Here is a 3,901-nt window from a genome sequence, read left to right as displayed (position 1 = left end):
GCGTCTGGCTAAGGCGTGAAAGTCTACTGAGGGATAACTGCTCCCATGCTCCCGTTGAAGTAGAAAGTAAAGTCTAGTTTTGTCTAGGTTTTATATAGCAGTTGGTAATGATCACGCGATTTGTGCAAAAATAGGAAAATTATCTTTTTTTCTGGACCCTGCAATCCTACTTTCTTAATGAAAACTCTGAACACGGACACGATATAACCAGCGCCCATTAAGATATTTCAAATTATATACTATATGCAATTAAACGATCAGCTGTTTACTTCAAAGAGTGTACATCAAATTATTGATCGTTGTCCCTTGAGGATTAGCCCTGACAGCCCTGTAATGGATGCTATTGTCTTGATTCAAGAACAAAGTAACAGCCCAAAAATAGTCAACGCCCCAGAATCATTACCAAAAAGCAAAAGTAGAAGCTATGTTTTAGTGGTAGAAGAAAAGCATTTATTAGGCATATTTACCCTGAGAGATGTACTACGTTTGAAAGCTCTTAACTGGGATTTATGGAATACAAAAATAACTGAAGTGATGACAAAGGAAGTTATCACACTAAGAGAATCACATTTGCAAGATATTACCACAGTTTTGTCAATCTTGCAGCAACATGGAATCCATCATTTGCCCATTGTGGATGATGGGGAAGAACTGGTAGGAGTAGTCAGAGAATGTGACTTGTTAGCAGAATTAAATTTAGTGCAAATAGTTGGTGTAGTTGAGAGTTTACAGCAATATTTCCAAGAATCAGAACAGTCCACACATACATCCAATAAATGTCAATATCATCATCATACAATAGAGGAAGTATGCTGTAAGACTCAAAATATTATACACAGATTGGTAGCAGAAAAAATTGCCAACGAGATAAAAATTAACGAAGAACTTCAGCAAACTCTAGAAGAACTGCAAATTGTTGAAGAAGAACTACGCCAACAAAACGAACAACTCGTTGTTGCTCGTGAGATTGTAGAATTAGAACGCCGACGCTACCAAAATTTGTTTGAGTTGACACCTTATGGTTATTTAGTAACCGATAAATTAGGCATTATTCAAGAAGCCAATCATGCAGCATCAACCTTACTATCTGTAGACTCCAAATATCTAGTAGGTAAGCCCCTAACAATTTTTATTACTCAAGAAGAACGTCATACATTTATATCCCAACTAACAGATTTAGAACAATTTCCAGAATGGGAAATTAGTATCCAACCACGAGAAGGAAAGCCATTTCCTGCTAGTGTGAAAGTAGCTCCAATGTACAATCCTCAAAATCAACAGAGTGGCTGGATGTGGTTATTGAGCAATATTAGTGAACGCAAACAAGCTGAGACAGCACTCATTAAAGATACTGAAGAGTTAGAAAAACGAGTAGCAGAACGGACAAGAGAATTAGTAATTGCTAATCAAGCTTTGCAGCAAGAAATGAAAGAGCGCAAGGAAACAGAATCCGCCCTGCAAAAGAGTGAGGAGATATTTCGGCAATTTACTGAAAACATGGACTCATATATATGGATTGGTAGCCAAGATTGCAGTAACGTCTATTATATTAACCCGGCTTATGAGAAAATTTGGGGTCGTTCCTGCCAAAGTCTGCGGGAAAATCCTCTATCTTGGATAGAAGCAATTCATCCAGAAGACCTTGACCGCTTGATGGCAGAAGTGGAGGTGTATCATCAACAAGGTGGAAATGCTAGTTCAGAATATCGTATTATCCATTCTGATGGATCAATACGCTGGCTGTTGTCCAGACGCTTTGCGATCAAGAATGAACAAGGGCAAGTGGAATACTATGGTAGTATTGGTGAAGACATTACCGAGCGTCAACTGGCTGACCAAACTTTGCGAGAAAGTGAAGAGCGACTAACTTTAGCCCTCGAAGCGGTCAAAATGGGAATATGGGATTGGAACGTGACCACCAATACCTATATATGGTCTGCTCATATAGGTCTACTGTACGGATTGCCCAATGGTAGTTTGTGTCCACCAACTTGTTCAGATTTCTTAGATTTAATTCATCCTGAAGATACTCAGGTTTTTACTCAAGCACTGAATCTTGCCATGGAGCAAAAAACCGAGTTTAGTGTTGAATATCGGGCTGTTTGGCCTGACGGTAGCCTACACTGGTTAAGCACCAGAGGAAAAGTCTACTATAACAAACAAAGTCAGCCAATACGGGTAATTGGTACAACTAGAGATATATCTGAGCGCAAGCAAAAAGAACAGCAAATTTCGGATCAAGCTGCTTTATTAGATATCGCTACTGATGCTATTTTTGTGCGAGATTTTGACACAAAAATCATATTTTGGAGTCGGGGAGCAGAAAGGATATACGGTTGGGCTAAGGATGAAGCTGTCGGTAAAAACCTTCAGGATATTTTCTGCCCTAAAACTGCACTACAAAAAGAAGCAAACGCTCTGAAAACAGTAGTCAAGTTAGGAAATTGGCAAGGTGAGTTACGTAAAAAAACCAAATCTGGCCAGGAAATTATTGTAGAAAGTCGTTGGACACTGATGTTTGATGCTGATGGACAACCAAAATCCATCTTAGTTGTAGATACTGATATTACAGAAAGAAAAAAACTAGAAGAGCAGTTGTTCCGTACTCAAAGATTAGAAAGCATTGGTACTTTAGCTGGTGGTATTGCCCACGATTTAAATAATATCTTGACACCTATTTTAATCGCCACCCAATTACTTAAAGGCAAACTTGCCAAAAATCAAGAACGCCATCCCCAAATGCTTGATATTATTGAAAATAATGCTCAACGAGGTTCAGCTTTAGTCAGACAAGTTTTATCCTTTGCGCGAGGTTTAAAAGGAGAAAAAACAATAGTACAAGTTAAACACCTGATTACAGAAATTATCCAAATTGCTAAACAGACATTCCCCAAATCCATTGAATTTAGCACTCAAATCCCTGAAAATCTTTGGACTGTTGCTGGAGATACTACACAACTACATCAGGTATTAATGAACCTGGTAGTTAATGCCCATGATGCCATGCCAGCAGGTGGAATGCTAACAATTGCTGGGGAAAATATGTTTATTGATGAAGCTTATGCAAAGATGAATCTTGAATCGAAAATTGGACATTATATTGTGATTACTGTCACGGATACAGGGTTAGGTATGTCCCCAAAAATAGTAGAGAACATTTTTGAGCCATTTTTTACCACTAAAGAAGTTGGTACTGGGACAGGATTGGGTTTGTCAACAGCGTTAGGAATTATTAAAAGTCATAATGGTTTTGTGACAGTTTCCAGCCAAGTTGGTAAAGGCAGTACATTTAAAGTCTTCTTGCCATCAGCAGAATCCCCTCAAGTTCCTAGTTTAGAGCAATTAGACATTAAACCGGGAAACGGAGAATTGATTTTGATAGTTGATGATGAACCTCAAATACTTGATGTGGCTACAATGATCCTGGAAAATAACAATTACCAGACCTTGACTGCTAGTAATGGCATTGAAGCGATCGCTCTTTATGCCCAATACAAACAGGAAATTAGTGTAGTTTTAATGGATATGATGATGCCAGAAATGGATGGTGTCACTGCCATTCGCACTATGCAAAAAATGAACCCAGATGTACAAGTGATTGCTTGTAGTGGACTGGGTACAATAGAGTTATTGCCAGAATCAGGAGAAACAAAAGTTCAAGCAGTTTTATTAAAACCCTATACAGCCAATGATTTATTACAGAGTTTAAATCAGGTAATGGGTAATTGACAATTGACAATTGACAATGGAGAATTGACAATTATCAATTATCAATTATCAATTATTTTTCTCCTATATAGGGTTTGCTGAATAAACCTAAAACCTTGATATATCAAAGGTTAGAGGCTGATAAACACAGAAATTAGTGCAAGGGTTTTGAAGGGTATACCGGAAAAAGTGT

At 38.0% G+C, this 3,901-nt stretch carries 1 protein-coding gene; it reads left to right on the top strand.

Annotated features, from left to right (window positions below; genetic code table 11):
* Positions 1-243 precede the first annotated feature (243 nt).
* Positions 244-3,729, top strand: a complete 3,486-nt coding sequence (locus tag H6F47_RS26955; protein ID WP_190651812.1) for a PAS domain S-box protein — start codon at positions 244-246, stop codon at positions 3,727-3,729.
* Positions 3,730-3,901 lie beyond the last annotated feature (172 nt).

Source organism: Sphaerospermopsis sp. FACHB-1094 (assembly GCF_014696195.1).
In the GTDB taxonomy this organism is placed as follows: Bacteria; Cyanobacteriota; Cyanobacteriia; order Cyanobacteriales; family Nostocaceae; genus Sphaerospermopsis; species Sphaerospermopsis kisseleviana.
Note: the sequence above shows the minus strand (reverse complement) of the source record. Positions and strands in the feature narration are given on the sequence as shown.